The organism is Acinetobacter sp. CY81 (genome assembly GCF_059515925.1).
On sequence record NZ_JCAKNC010000008.1, the window covers coordinates 1 to 11,361 of the forward strand.

General features: G+C 35.9%; 17 protein-coding genes. All 17 read right to left on the minus strand.

Going from position 1 to position 11,361, the window contains the following annotated elements; genetic code table 11:
• Positions 1–895, minus strand: an 895-nt coding sequence (locus tag AC5YDM_RS10075) for a phage late control D family protein (RefSeq protein ID WP_496151978.1), incomplete at its 3' end; no start/stop codon positions are given.
• Positions 896–1,062: 167 nt separating this feature from the next.
• Positions 1,063–1,431, minus strand: coding sequence for an SseB family protein (locus AC5YDM_RS10080; protein ID WP_496151979.1), 369 nt, complete (start codon positions 1,429–1,431; stop codon positions 1,063–1,065).
• 71 nt (positions 1,432–1,502) lie between these two features.
• Entirely contained in the window at positions 1,503–1,670 is a 168-nt protein-coding gene (locus AC5YDM_RS10085) for a hypothetical protein (RefSeq protein ID WP_496151980.1), read from the minus strand.
• 198 nt (positions 1,671–1,868) lie between these two features.
• Positions 1,869–2,282 carry an NUDIX hydrolase gene (locus tag AC5YDM_RS10090; protein WP_496151981.1) on the minus strand — a complete coding sequence of 138 codons (414 nt, stop codon included), beginning with the start codon at positions 2,280–2,282 and terminating at the stop codon, positions 1,869–1,871.
• A gap of 230 nt (positions 2,283–2,512) precedes the next feature.
• On the minus strand, positions 2,513–2,977 hold the full coding sequence (locus AC5YDM_RS10095) for a YybH family protein (protein ID WP_496151982.1): 465 nt from the start codon (positions 2,975–2,977) through the stop codon (positions 2,513–2,515).
• A 381-nt stretch (positions 2,978–3,358) separates the two neighbouring features.
• Positions 3,359–3,694: a YegP family protein gene (locus tag AC5YDM_RS10100; RefSeq protein ID WP_496151983.1), complete on the minus strand. Its 336-nt coding sequence runs from the start codon at positions 3,692–3,694 to the stop codon at positions 3,359–3,361.
• A gap of 502 nt (positions 3,695–4,196) precedes the next feature.
• A complete protein-coding gene (locus tag AC5YDM_RS10105) occupies positions 4,197–4,535 on the minus strand; it encodes a zinc ribbon domain-containing protein YjdM (protein ID WP_496151984.1) in 339 nt (112 codons plus the stop codon).
• A 173-nt stretch (positions 4,536–4,708) separates the two neighbouring features.
• Positions 4,709–5,053 carry a DUF488 domain-containing protein gene (locus tag AC5YDM_RS10110; RefSeq protein ID WP_496151985.1) on the minus strand — a complete coding sequence of 115 codons (345 nt, stop codon included), beginning with the start codon at positions 5,051–5,053 and terminating at the stop codon, positions 4,709–4,711.
• Between the two features lie 165 nt (positions 5,054–5,218).
• Positions 5,219–5,599 carry a ribonuclease E inhibitor RraB gene (locus AC5YDM_RS10115; protein ID WP_496151986.1) on the minus strand — a complete coding sequence of 127 codons (381 nt, stop codon included), beginning with the start codon at positions 5,597–5,599 and terminating at the stop codon, positions 5,219–5,221.
• Positions 5,600–5,693: 94 nt separating this feature from the next.
• Complete coding sequence (locus AC5YDM_RS10120; RefSeq protein ID WP_496151987.1) at positions 5,694–6,089, minus strand: hypothetical protein; 396 nt, start codon at positions 6,087–6,089, stop codon at positions 5,694–5,696.
• Between the two features lie 49 nt (positions 6,090–6,138).
• Positions 6,139–6,804, minus strand: coding sequence for an RluA family pseudouridine synthase (locus AC5YDM_RS10125; protein ID WP_496151988.1), 666 nt, complete (start codon positions 6,802–6,804; stop codon positions 6,139–6,141).
• 598 nt (positions 6,805–7,402) lie between these two features.
• Positions 7,403–8,248, minus strand: a complete 846-nt coding sequence (locus AC5YDM_RS10130; protein WP_496151989.1) for a GGDEF domain-containing protein — start codon at positions 8,246–8,248, stop codon at positions 7,403–7,405.
• A gap of 412 nt (positions 8,249–8,660) precedes the next feature.
• On the minus strand, positions 8,661–8,870 hold the full coding sequence (locus AC5YDM_RS10135; protein WP_496151990.1) for a hypothetical protein: 210 nt from the start codon (positions 8,868–8,870) through the stop codon (positions 8,661–8,663).
• A gap of 262 nt (positions 8,871–9,132) precedes the next feature.
• A complete protein-coding gene (locus AC5YDM_RS10140) occupies positions 9,133–9,711 on the minus strand; it encodes a DUF4126 domain-containing protein (protein WP_496151991.1) in 579 nt (192 codons plus the stop codon).
• Positions 9,712–9,836: 125 nt separating this feature from the next.
• Complete coding sequence (locus AC5YDM_RS10145) at positions 9,837–10,007, minus strand: zinc ribbon-containing protein (RefSeq protein ID WP_496152101.1); 171 nt, start codon at positions 10,005–10,007, stop codon at positions 9,837–9,839.
• 77 nt (positions 10,008–10,084) lie between these two features.
• On the minus strand, positions 10,085–11,041 hold the full coding sequence (locus AC5YDM_RS10150) for a DUF4062 domain-containing protein (protein ID WP_496151992.1): 957 nt from the start codon (positions 11,039–11,041) through the stop codon (positions 10,085–10,087).
• Positions 11,042–11,071: 30 nt separating this feature from the next.
• Positions 11,072–11,293 carry a hypothetical protein gene (locus tag AC5YDM_RS10155; protein ID WP_496151993.1) on the minus strand — a complete coding sequence of 74 codons (222 nt, stop codon included), beginning with the start codon at positions 11,291–11,293 and terminating at the stop codon, positions 11,072–11,074.
• Between the last annotated feature and the right edge of the window lie 68 nt (positions 11,294–11,361).

Here is an 11,361-nt window from a genome sequence, read left to right on the forward strand (position 1 = left end):
AGTGCCAGGCTTGTTCTAAGCCTAAGCTTGCGTTGTCTTGGTTGTTGCTGTGTTGGTGTTTGCTTTGTACCGTGCCTGCGCCTTCTTCTTGTTCGAGCACATCGGCTTGCCAGCGTTGGACGTGGACAGCGGTTGGTTGGATGCTGCGTTGTCCGATGAAGCTGGTGATGCTGTCTTTCTTTTCTGTGGCGCTACTGCGGTGGAAGCGGATGTTTCTACGCTCTAGGGCTTGGTATTGACTGTTGTCATCAATCAAGCGAAGTTTTTGGGCTTCGATGGGTGTTGCTGAGACTGGCACGTGGAGTTGTGCTTCGTCGATTAGCCAGTTGATGCCTTCGCTACGCATTAAACGCGTCAGGAAGTCGTAGTCCGTTTCGTTGCTTTGCATGATGAACGGACGGACATCGTATTGTTGTTGCAGTCCACTGAGATCTAGGCTTAGGCTTGCTGCAAACAGTGGGCTTTTGTTTTGCCATTCTTGGAAGATGGTTTCGATCACTTCAACCGCTGATTTGTTCATGAACACGCGGCTGTTTCGGCGTTTGTGCCACAGTGTAGTTGCATCTTCTAAGTTGAGTTTGTAGAGCGTCAGTGAGCCATCACTTTGCCCTTGGGCTGCTTCGGTGATCAGACCTGTGGTTCTGAACAGTGTGCCATTTTCGGTCACTTGGTCTACGGCTACTTGGCAACCGATGAATTCTTTGAGGGAGATAGTGACATTGGTAGATAAACAGATCAGTTCTGCTTTTACGCCTTCGTTAAGCGTGTGTTGTCCGTCTATGCGTTGTAGAAAGACTTCTTGATTTAGACTTGGATTCGAGAATTGTACGTGTATTGCTCGTTTTTGAGCAGTTAATCCAAGTTTTTCTATAGCCGAAAATATGTTGGCAAGCATGGTTATTATCTTTTTTTAGCGTTTCTTTAGAATGCTTTCTATTTAATCAAATTTTATTCAAATTAGACAGCATTTTTAGCTAAAAACTTGTTTTACTATGTAAAAAAGACGATTAATAAATCGTCTTTAATTTTTAAAAATTGACTCTAAAATGAGCTAAATTTTAATTACAACTCATCACCATCCATATTTAATATCGACTCTACTTCTTCAGGAGAAAATTCTTTGGCCAATTCGGCAGTCGGATTCAGCACTAAAGTTGCACCGCGAGTCATACTAAAAAGCGATCGAGTGTTCATTTTAAAGTATTCAGCATCCTCACCCACATCTGAATGAATCATGTCTAAAGATAAAAAGAAGGGAATAGCTTGATCACCATCGGCTGATTCCAACATCCGGAATTGGAAATTTTTATCTTGATCTTGTGTGCCGAGACAAAAGACATCGGAGTCTAATAACTCATTTATAAACTGTGGAATCAATTCATAATTTTGTTGAGTTTGTTCAAATGCATCTTGTAAATTTTGATTATCCATTGTGATTACTGATCATCTTATTGAAATATAAATTTAAAAAACACCCATCGATATGGGTAGAGCTGTGATGATTAGAACACAAAAGCATGATCAACTCTATATTGGTCATCTTCTATCAGCATCACCATCTCAGCGACATAATCACCTTTAACTTTACTGTATTTTTGTGTCCAAATTATTGCCACGGATTCAGGGCGTCGAAACAGTTTTACAAAGTCTCGATCTGTAAATATACCCATCTTTTCTTGATAGACACCACAAACAATTTTAAATTGCGTTTCGTCCAGTACACTTTGAGCACGCTGACTAAAATATTGAATATGTTAAGCATAATCTTTTTCAGTCGATGCTTGCATCAGTGAATCCATCATATGATTTGCTATATCAAGTAATTCAGCATCGGTGAGTTGATCAAATGGAATAGCCATATTTTTCTCCTAAAATGCGCGACTCATCACCTTGCCGTTAAAAGCAAGACAATCCTGTACCCTCAATTTTTGAACCTCAGATAATGATGCTAAATCAAACCAATCATATTCAGAATGTTCATGACTCAATTGTATTTTTATGTTTTCAGTCATGTTTTTCAGTTCACATCGAAATATAAACGCATGTGAGTTCACTGCCGAATGATAATAAACGCCAGATAAATATTGTATATCTATATCACAGCCTAGCTCTTCTTGGCATTCACGAATCAGCGCCTCATGAATGGTTTCGCCTGCATCTAACCCGCCACCTGGTAGCCCCCAAGCATGCTCTGCATAGTTTGCTTTCAGCAATAAAATCTGTCCTTGCTGATTACAAATGACTGCATGCGAACTCATTCGATACATATCATGAAAGCCCATCAACCCCCTCCCAATCATTGATTATGATCATTGTATACATCGAGTTCTTTAAAGATTTATTTCATCTCTAAATCACGTTCAGCTCAACGACTTAGCTCTACTACTTAGTTCAATTACTAAGGTCACTCGTATAAATATGAACATGACTCACATTTTAAACCCATCAATAAAAATACCTGTAGGTTTAATTACAGGTATTTTTATTGAGATCTCTTGGGAGGAGAACAACATTAAACCACTAGCCGTAGCTTGGATTTATCCTTCAATATGACGGCCTTTCCCGTGAGAATGTCCACAGGCATAGAAATATGCTGATGTATGATACGCCACTCATCATTCATTTTTTTTAAGCAAAGCGTAGTACGACACCAAGGCATCTGTAACTTCCCTTTTAAGGCGCTATGCTCAACTTTAGACAAACAATGTAAAACAGCCAATGAATCACTGGTATGTAGCTTCATTTCACGACGCGAAATCTGCATACCATCCATAAAGTAGGGACTAAACTTCGCCCACTCTGTTTTATATTCTTCTACATTATTTAACTGACTACTCACATCAAACATACGCATTTCAGGACAACATTGATTCGCAAGCGCTTTAATATTTGTTCCGATCACAGCCTGATCCCACAGCTCAATTTGAGCCAAAACTTCTTGTGCAATGATTTTGTCACCGTCTATTTGAATTGACACGGTTTGTTTCCTCATTTTTCTTATATTTGTGATGAAGTTAACACTTTTAGCAAATTAAAGTAAGAGGGGGTTTTGGAATTTTTTAAGATTATTTTGATTTTTTTGTGAACAATTTTATTAAAATTTGACAAACAAACCGTATTTTTAAATACGACTAAATAAAAGTCTTAAAAAGTATAATTTCGATATGAATAAGTCACTTAGCAAATTTATTTTAAAAATAAAAAATAAGCTTTCAAAAATAGAAAAGCATGCCGAAGCATACTTTTGTGAATTTAGCTCAAATCAACACTTAACTGAATTAACTTGTGTGAATCAATGCTGAAAATTTATTTAGTATTTAGAGCCTGCCGAATAATTAACGAATCAAGTTGATGATCATTAAACCGTTAGGTCTTTAATTTTATCTGTAGGGCCATTCTTTTTAACCGACTCAATACCCTTATCGCGCGATGCTTCATTGGCATAGAACTGACTTGAACCAATAATTTGATGATTACCCGCTTTTAAGTTGAAGTAAGGTTTACCATTTTTTGCTTCTAAACGATCATATCGTGCATCTTCTGGGCTATTTTTTTGAACTGATTCAATCCCATTTTGTGCAGATGCTTTGGCTTTATACAGTTCACTGGTTAAAATTGTTTCTGCATTTCCTGCTTTTAATACGAAACGATATTGACCATCTTTAGCTTGACTAATTTCATACCATCCAGACATTTGAAATCCTCTTATTTTTGAATTTTCTTATCAATTTGACATTTATTTTGATGTTTTAAAGCAAACAAGATGTTGAAATATTGTTCAACTTTCAAACAATATAATCGAGATTTTCAAATTTCAAAAGCTGAATTTATAATTTATTTTTGAATATATCCGCCTTCATTTTTTCATCCTTAGAACCGAACAATGTTGTTAAAATATTTCGTATGAAATAACAACTCGGGCTGTTGAATCAGATCAAGGAGCATCCCTTAGACCTATTGTATTCACTACCAAAATATAGAGATTTTTATACAGAAAAAATAAAGATGGCATAAAGAATATGCAAAGAATTAACCCTTTGCTAAGTGTCTTTTTTTGATTTAAAAGCAAAGGAATGTTGAGTTTATTATTCTTTTTAATGTCTGAAAAATCTGAGCTTAATAACTGACTTTAAGTTTAACCATACAAATAAGTACGATCTAAAATTAAAGTCAGTGAACATGAAGTTTTAAGTAACTTATGCCTTTTTCACGAACTCAGATTTGAGTTTCATTGGACCAAAACCATCGACTTTACAATCAATATCATGACCATCATTTGCATCTGGAAGTAGGCGAATATTTTTTGCTTTTGTTCCGACTTTAACCACAGATGATGAACCTTTAATTTTAAGGTCTTTGATCACAGTTACCGTATCACCATCCGTTAATACATTACCAACAGCATCTTTAATAATCGCAACTTCTTCAGCTGCTTCACCATCTTTCCACTCATGTGAACATTCAGGACAAATCAATAGTTCGCCATCTTCATAGGTATATTCTGAGTTACATTTTGGGCAGCTTGGTAAAGACATAATAATTTCCAAATTTAAAAAATGAAGCAAAAAAGAAAGTTTGTATTATAACATTAATTTATAGCTATCTTACTATATCAATATTTTGGTTATGATTTCGATCACAACTCTACTCTCTATCACCTATTCATCACGATCTGATAGCTCTTAGATTACATGCTGAAGCATTCCTATCATTCTTCAAGCAGTGCCTTTAAAACGATGACATGATTATATTGTTCATGTTTAGATGCGGTTAATAAGGTGATCTTTTCTTGTTTGGCTAATTGTTTTAGCTCGTCTAAAACCTCAGGCTGTAGACGTATTTCAGCTTGATAACGTTTTTCAAATTCTGGCCAATCTTTTTCATCATGGCTGTACCATTTTCTTAATTCATTTGAAGGTGTAATGGCTTTCGGCCACAGATCAATTTTGGCATCTTCTTTCTTGATTCCTCTTGGCCACAACCGATCCACTAAAATTCTTATGCCATCTTGTTCATCATAAGGGCTATAAATCCGTTTCATCATAATCTGCATATTGGACTCTTATTGTTCTGCTATCTCGCTTTAACATAAGCATCTTAACGTCGTTTGAAAAGTCATTTCATCGTCATTTAATCAGCTAAAAATAAACCCCAACATTTTAAATGTTAGGGCTGATTTGAATCTTAAATGTTTTTAAAAATGAATTATTCAAAACACTTAGCTTTGGAATTCTTCATCAATGTCTTCATCATCATAGACATACGCCATGCAACCCCAACCATCGTATTCACCACCGTGTTCATTGGCAATTTTGGTGAACCATTCTTCTAGGTCAACAATGTCTGAATACTCAGGTTCCATATAGACATAGATGGTAATGATCCATTCTTGGTTCTCTGATTCTTCGTCAATAAATAGGCTGATTTTTTGTTCTTCGTGTAGAAGAAATAACGCACATTGTTCAGCTTTTGCTTTGTCTGTGAATGCGATTGAATATTCAATTTCATGTGCTTCAGTCAGGTCATCACCGTCTTGCGCCATTTGCCAAAGCACGTCGCCATTATCATCGTTTGGAAATTGTTCTAAATCACGAGTCATGTGGTATTCCTTTTCATAATAATTATACAGCGTATTTATTGTACTGAGATTAAATCAAAATTGTTGCAGTTTTACGATTTAAGCGCATTTTTAATCAATTCTTTTCAATCAGCATTTTTTGTTTTTGTAAAAATAACTGCGGATCGATTTGCTGATGGTATCTAAAAAATAAGTGATACCCATAATCTACATGTTTCTGTGCCACAATATCATCTACAGATAAGTTTATATCACTTAAATATTCTATTTTTCGCCACTGCTGTGCATATATAGCAATGACTTTGCCACTCGAATTTTCAAGTGACCACGTCGCTTCTCCAGTCACAATTCCAGCTAAATATTTTCGGGAAATGAGTTGTTCAAGACTCTCTTTTAAAGTTATTTCTGAACCAATCTGAATTTCAACTTGATGCGGTGCATCAATATCATCCCCCATAGAAACACTGTCCCGCTGTAGCGTAATATTATGAAAATGAAATGACTTTTTCATCTAAAAAACTCTAATTTATATTTTGAATACTGAAAGACCTATTCCACATTTAAAAAGGTACATTTCCTCTAATTTCAACATCAGCCCCACTCAAAGGCTGAGTAAATGCCAAATAACTTGCATGCAATGCCATACGCCCCAATGGACTTCGGGTCGGTTCAGGATGATAAAGCTTATCTCCTGTAATCGGATGACCAATGTATTGTAAATGCACACGGAGTTGATGCGAACGCCCTGTAATCGGTGTCAATAACACACGACTGACATCCTTCGCTTCATCGTATTCGACGCGATCATACAAAGTGAGTGCTGGCTTACCCAATTCAAAATGCACGATTTGACGTGGGCGATTTTCCCAATCGGTAATTAAAGGCACTTCAATACGACCTGTATCGGGTAATTTTCCTTGCACCAAGGCGATATAGTTCTTTTTGACAGTACGTGCTTGGAACATTTTACTGACAGCAACTTCTGCATCACGGTGCTTGGCAAACATCAAAATACCTGAGGTTGCCATATCTAAACGATGGGTGATTTTGGCATTTGGAAACTGTTCTAGAACACGATAATACGCACTGTCATGATGCTCAGGTAAACGCCCTGGGACAGATAATAAACCCGCAGGCTTTTCAATAATGACCAGATCATCATCTTCATAAAGAATTGAAAGTTCACCCTGTGGAGGCATATAGACAAAATTATCGTTCAGCGCCATGAAATAACAGCTTCAGCAAAAGTGCGCGCAAAATAACAAGCCATGAACTTACTGTCAATTGAATGCTTAACGATGATTTTTGATCTTGGTAAATGTGAAGTTTAGAGAAGTTATTGAGTTAATCTTGATGGCTTTTTATTTTCTTTTTATTTTCTTTCTATTTTTATTATCTTTGGTTTATTGCCTTTGGCTTTTTATTCTATTTCTACGTTCAAAATTTTTCAGGGTGTTGGGAAAAACATAATGTTTAACTTCAACGAGCATAACTTTGTAAGTTATAACCATGTGCCTATAAATCGGTAATCTATAGCGTCCTAAGTAGAATCGAGACCTTTTGGGTGAGTACTGCATTCGCGTTTTGCGCCGCTAACAGCATGCTACTCTTTTCAATTCCCGTCACACCCTTGAGATATATAGTAGCCAAAGGTGTTCGGGATTAATTCCCTAAGAACTCTGCTTATTTATAGATTTCGGGAAATATTTTCATATTGATATTTAATTTTAAAAATATTTTCCAAATAGCATTCAATACGCATTTTATTTATCAAGAATTGTGCTTTTTAGAGAATATTTTCAATCTAAATGCCAAATAAAAATATTAAGTCACACGAATTGTGGTTTGGGATTTTCCTAATGCTTTTGATTTATACATCAACTGATCTGCAACATGAGTCGCGTCATCAAGGTCTGCGGGTAAGTCATTAAATACACTCACCCCCATACTAAAATCAACACCATAGCGCTGTTTTAAACCACTTTGATCAAAGATGTCTCTCAAACGTCGTGCATATTCTTCAGTACCCAATTGATCGGTATTTTGCAGAATCACCACAAATTCATCGCCACCCAATCGCGCAACGGTATCGGTTTTACGTGTGGTTGATTTTAAAATTTGAGCAAACTCCACCAAAATATCATCGCCTTTGCTGTGACCATAGGTGTCATTTACATTTTTAAAGCCATCGAGATCAATGATACCCACGGCAAGTTTTTGCCCATTTTTAGCTTTGTTTTTATATTTTCGGATTTGTTGATATTGCAGATTGAAAGAGCGTGAATTATCTAAGGACGTTAAGGTGTCTTTCATTGCCATTTCAGTTAGTGCATTTAAAGTCACTCTCACCTTAAACAGCAATACTGCAACCACACAGAAAAAGGCCAATCGAACTGTGACATTCCAATACGGAATAAAAGAATAGCTGTAAACATTACCTGAACCATAATCCGCCAAGAACCATGATAAGCCTGACAATAGTACGGTGAGTAAGGTGATTTTACGGGTATCAAACCATGCTGCAATCGAAATCGGAATCAGGTAAAAAAATGAGAATGAAAATTCGTAACCTGTACTGAAATCAATAATTCCACATAAAACAATGAATCCAACAATCAATGAACGACGCGCAAGGGAATGATTTGATAGGAATTGTTCAATCTGTTCCATAGCATCCTCTAAGGCTGTGGCGGCGTGTGCATGATATGACTCATTTGCGGTGATTATAATTCAAGCACCCTTTTTACTCAATTTTTTTAGGCTTTTTATGGAGTTAGGATGAAATTAAAATATTGAAATAGCGCACATTTTTATACTTTTAAGGCGCTTGAAAGTCTTATTTTTCATTTAATGTAGATTTGTATTTAGATGACTTTTATTTAAATTTTGGAAACATCCGTGTCGTGTATTTTTAATAGATCGGTCTATTTCCGAATTTTTTAATTTCGGTTTTGATTATTAGATGGATTCAATCCATCGCATGGCTGAAATCAATTGCATGGCTGAAATCAATTGCATCATCTTTAAGCTGAGAATGTCATTTATTATTCCTCTGTACAGCACTTCTTCTGTAGAGTATTTCTTATTCTTCTGTACAACATTTTGGACATGGAATAACTTTTTCTCTTGGCCAGTTCATTCTTGCGCGTTTTAAGGCAAGCTCACAATCAGCAAAGTTACCAATGAATATTTGGTTTTTTAGATTGGGAATGTCTGTACAACCTCGTGTTGCATTATGAAGTTGATAAGCCCCACTTGGTAATGCATTTTCATCGACGATATATTTAATCATTAGACCTCTCCCCCAAGAAATTCTTCATGGCATCAGCATGAAAAAAATAATCCCATATAAAAATTATGTATTTATAATCACATAATAAAAATATGGGTATTTGGAGTAAAAATCAATCACTTTATACACAAATTTTAGGTGCGTATTTGAATACGAAATTAAACTTAACAAATACTTAACTCATTCTTTAAACAAGGTTATTAGACTAATAGACTTCTTATCATTCTATCTTTCGCATGCCTTTAAAATGACTATATAACTTTTAATGTATCGCTGTTTCTAAGTTGCTTTTCTTTTTGATTCTGATCCAACGTATCACCCAAATCAGTGCGATTACACCAACGATCACGACTAAAACGGGAACAATTAAAGAGAGTATAGAAACGGCAAAAGCTCCAATCCATTCCCCTGTTGAAACCACTGGATTGGCTACCCCACCCGTGGTTGCTGTTGAAAGTCCACGCACTGCAACGGTACTCATTTGTACTGCGGTTGCTGTACCACCACCAACAATAAGTGCCGATGCCCAACTGGCAAATTGCGACATTTCCCCTGTACCTGCTGCCATCGTGGTGAGTGTGCCTGCGACCAATGCTGCGGGTGTTGCTATGGTATCGAGTAGGTTGTCTACCCAAGGGACGTAATAAGCGCCTATTTCAAAAACCGTTGCGACAGCCAATGCGATACAGACCGATGGCATCGCCAACCAGTCAAAGCCTTTCATCGGTTCAAACCAACCCATGAGGGATGCGACACTCATGACAAGCAGTGGAACAAATACACGGAATCCACATGCTGCGCTTAAGCCAATGCCGATACATAATCCTAAGATGGTTTCCATGATGTTGTTCCTGTTTTTGTTGTTGGTTATTGTGATTGAAGTCTAGTTTTAAAGATAACAAAAAAGCCCTATGGAGTAATAGGGCTTTTTATTTAAAACAGGGATCGCTGTTTTAGTGTGTTGGCTTAGGCGTTCTTGTTGTTAAACTGATTGCCTTGGCACTTGGTACACGGTGGTAAACGGTCTGTACCAATTTCTAAGTAGGTGCGATGACCGCACTGAACGCAAAAGTAAAAGCCTGTTCCAGGTTTAGAGCCAGCCATAACCATTTTCGTTCTCCGTGTTGTTTTAGAAATGGTGACACGAATATACGCTAGTCATGATGATGTTGAATTGTCCATTTCGACAGATAATGATGTCATTTAGGTTAAATTTATTTCTCGCTTATTATTTTCTTTTTTTCCAAATATGCTAGAAATTCAGACCCTTTCTTAGTAATCGCGAATCTACGATATTTTGCACCTGTAACTTTTTCATTTTCAACTAAACCATGAATTTGTAACTTAGGACAAACATTATGATAGAGAAATGACTCTCCATCACTTACATTAAATTGATTAGTAATACCCGTAACTAAATAATCACTATTGTGTTTAAATAATTGCAAAAGATCCATTTTTATTTCAGCATCTAGCTTAGAAACCTTTTCTGGTATAGCAACTTCGACTAACTCTAATAATTTTATTAATTCAAGATAATCATTCGTATTAGATTCACGACTCTTATCCATTTTTAACTGCTTATTTTCTTTTTCTAGATCTTTAATTTTATCTCTTAAGTCATTTACTTCATTAATTAATCCATGAACATCAGGAATATCATCACCCGATACCCATCCTGACAAGTCATTCATTTGAGCAATTTCAGGTAAACTCTCCATTACAGTCAATCGAATATCTTTTAAATCATTAAAAAAGGAACTCATATTCTGTAAAACTTTTTCTTTAAAAAGCTTCAATTCAGATGGTCTTTCTCTTTCTAAAAAGTCTAAACCGTTTGTTTTGACTTTTTCTTCTAAAGCAGATTCTTCTATTACGACAGCAAATAATGGTTTTCCTGTCTCAACAGCGTAATCATATTCTAATTCTGTGTAACTGATACCCTTTTGAGGATCAATGCTCCCATATCTACCACCTAGAATAAGCATATAAACGTCAGACTCATCTATCCAACGCTTTATAATCTCCCATTGACTTTTATCAGCTGCTTTAAACAACTCCATACCAGCTGGAATGTGCCCTGCTTTTAAAATAGCACTAACTGCAGCTTGCCTTTCCTCCTTCAAATCGATAAAAGTGGAAGAAATAAATACTTGTAATTTTTTATTCATCTGAATTCTCAAAATTTAATTATAGTTAATTTATCTGTCATATAATTTATTAGCGTATAACTTAATATAAGAATTAAGACCATTGCCACTTTTAGCTAATCGCTTCATTTCTTCTACTTTATCAGCCCCTGCACTGTGATAACTGTAAGTATAAATTTTAAGTGTCCTATCGAATTTAACTCTTATAAAAGTATCCCCAATTTCATATCCAACTACACCTGAATCACCATCTAAATCTTGGTATCTTTCCATGATTACACTCGTAAAAATAAAGCCATACATGAAATATGGCTTTATTATATTTTTTCAAGTATTTAATA

Bases quoted from the DNA above. Each gene is read 5' to 3' on its own strand.
- AC5YDM_RS10130 (WP_496151989.1), bottom strand. From the start codon at position 8,248: ATGGAACAGATTGAACAATTCCTATCAAATCATTCCCTTGCGCGTCGT.
- AC5YDM_RS10090 (WP_496151981.1), bottom strand. From the start codon at position 2,282: ATGGGCTTTCATGATATGTATCGAATGAGTTCGCATGCAGTCATTTGT.
- AC5YDM_RS10135 (WP_496151990.1), bottom strand. From the start codon at position 8,870: ATGATTAAATATATCGTCGATGAAAATGCATTACCAAGTGGGGCTTAT.
- AC5YDM_RS10085 (WP_496151980.1), bottom strand. From the start codon at position 1,670: ATGGGTATATTTACAGATCGAGACTTTGTAAAACTGTTTCGACGCCCT.
- AC5YDM_RS10150 (WP_496151992.1), bottom strand. From the start codon at position 11,041: ATGAATAAAAAATTACAAGTATTTATTTCTTCCACTTTTATCGATTTG.
- AC5YDM_RS10140 (WP_496151991.1), bottom strand. From the start codon at position 9,711: ATGGAAACCATCTTAGGATTATGTATCGGCATTGGCTTAAGCGCAGCA.
- AC5YDM_RS10080 (WP_496151979.1), bottom strand. From the start codon at position 1,431: ATGGATAATCAAAATTTACAAGATGCATTTGAACAAACTCAACAAAAT.
- AC5YDM_RS10125 (WP_496151988.1), bottom strand. From the start codon at position 6,804: ATGGCGCTGAACGATAATTTTGTCTATATGCCTCCACAGGGTGAACTT.
- AC5YDM_RS10110 (WP_496151985.1), bottom strand. From the start codon at position 5,053: ATGCAGATTATGATGAAACGGATTTATAGCCCTTATGATGAACAAGAT.
- AC5YDM_RS10100 (WP_496151983.1), bottom strand. From the start codon at position 3,694: ATGTCTGGATGGTATGAAATTAGTCAAGCTAAAGATGGTCAATATCGT.
- AC5YDM_RS10105 (WP_496151984.1), bottom strand. From the start codon at position 4,535: ATGTCTTTACCAAGCTGCCCAAAATGTAACTCAGAATATACCTATGAA.
- AC5YDM_RS10155 (WP_496151993.1), bottom strand. From the start codon at position 11,293: ATGGAAAGATACCAAGATTTAGATGGTGATTCAGGTGTAGTTGGATAT.
- AC5YDM_RS10115 (WP_496151986.1), bottom strand. From the start codon at position 5,599: ATGACTCGTGATTTAGAACAATTTCCAAACGATGATAATGGCGACGTG.
- AC5YDM_RS10120 (WP_496151987.1), bottom strand. From the start codon at position 6,089: ATGAAAAAGTCATTTCATTTTCATAATATTACGCTACAGCGGGACAGT.